Source organism: Streptomyces sp. L500 (assembly GCF_054551825.1).
The window spans coordinates 1-900 of sequence record NZ_JBTOLC010000128.1 but is presented as its reverse complement, the minus strand read 5'-3'; the positions used below and the strand labels follow the sequence as shown (position 1 = coordinate 900).

Sequence of the window (900 nt, the reverse complement as noted above, 5' to 3'; positions counted from 1 at the left end):
GTGAACCTCTTTCATCCTGTCCCGCGGGGGTGAAACGGGCAGGTCAGAGGTGGTGGTTGGTGACATAGCAGAGCCCCTTGTCGTTGGGGTGTTGATCTCACTCGACACCGGCGCCAAGGGGCTCTGTTGGTTCCGTATCCTGCCATGCTCGACGTCCCCTACGAGCTGGTCGAGCATGTCTCGTGGCTGATCCACGCCCGTCGGCGTGAGCTGAAGTCGCCGTGGCGGCGGCTGGGGTGTTTCAAGCAGGCGCTGCTGGTGCTGGCGCATCTGCGGAAGAACGAGACGTTCGCGCAGGTCGGGGCCGGTTTCGGAGTGTCGGAGTCCACCGCCTGGCGGTACGTGGACGAGACCCTTGAGGTCCTGGCCGCGTGGGCCCCAGGCCTGCGCGAGGCTTTGGCGGGCCTGGGTGAGGGGGACTTCGTCGTCGTTGACGGCACGCTGATCCCGACCGACCGGATCGCCGCGGACGAACCGTACTACTCGCAGAAGCACAAGAAACACGGCATGAACGTCCAGGTCGTCGCCCGCCCGGACGGAACCCCGCTGTGGTTCTCCCGCGCACTGCCCGGGCGCACGCATGATCTGACCGCCGCCCGGGCCCACGGCATCGTCCAGAACTGCCTCACCAGAGAAATCCTCGTTCTGGCCGACCGGGCCTACCAGGGTGCCGGCGCCACCGTCCGCACTCCGTACTACGGTCACCGCGAACTCCCCGACCACTACCAGCGGTTCAACCGCGTCCACGCGCGACTCCGGGCGCCGGGCGAACGCGCCTTCGCCCAGCTGAAGTCGTGGCGCATCCTCCGCCGGGCCCGATGCTCCACCAACCGCATCAGCCGTATCGTGCAGGCCGTCCACACCCTTTTGACCTGCGGCTATTCAGGATGAAAGAGGTTC

General features: G+C 66.7%; 1 protein-coding gene. It reads left to right on the top strand.

Going from position 1 to position 900, the window contains the following annotated elements; all coding sequences use genetic code 11:
* The first annotated feature begins 144 nt into the window (after nt 1-144).
* The gene (locus ACX9I7_RS32635) at nt 145-891 is read left to right on the top strand and encodes a transposase family protein (protein WP_459389404.1); all 747 of its coding nucleotides are present in this window, start codon (nt 145-147) and stop codon (nt 889-891) included.
* Nucleotides 892-900 lie beyond the last annotated feature (9 nt).

Coding starts and splice junctions, on each gene's coding strand:
- ACX9I7_RS32635 (WP_459389404.1), top strand. CDS start 145: ATGCTCGACGTCCCCTACGAGCTGGTCGAGCATGTCTCGTGGCTGATC.